The sequence below is a fragment of the Klebsiella sp. K47 genome, assembly GCF_051858335.1.
GTDB lineage: Bacteria > Pseudomonadota > Gammaproteobacteria > Enterobacterales > Enterobacteriaceae > Klebsiella > Klebsiella pneumoniae.
The window spans coordinates 1-223 of the sequence record NZ_JBPYUI010000437.1; the positions used below are offsets into that span (position 1 = coordinate 1).

The following is a 223-nucleotide window of genomic DNA, read 5'->3' on the forward strand; positions in this document are numbered from 1 at the left end:
GTAGACATGGGCAATGACCATGCGCTCGCCGACCGGCAGGCTGCCGTTCCAGTGGCCGTTGAGGCGCGCATGTTCCAGGGCATCCGGTGGCAGCAGCTGGCGCAGCCATTGCGCCGGCGTCTGCTCGGCATCGCGTTCGGCCTGGCCGAGGATCTCGCTGACCGCGGCATTGGCCAGGGCCACGCTGCCATCCTCGCGGAACAGCAGCACGCCCTCCTTGATC

The 223-nt window shown here is 68.6% G+C and carries 1 protein-coding gene; it reads right to left on the reverse strand.

The window, feature by feature from the left end; translation table 11 throughout:
• On the reverse strand, positions 1 to 210 hold a 210-nt coding region (locus RRF55_RS28690; protein ID WP_439419399.1), incomplete at its 3' end, for a hypothetical protein.
• Positions 211 to 223: the final 13 nt, after the last annotated feature.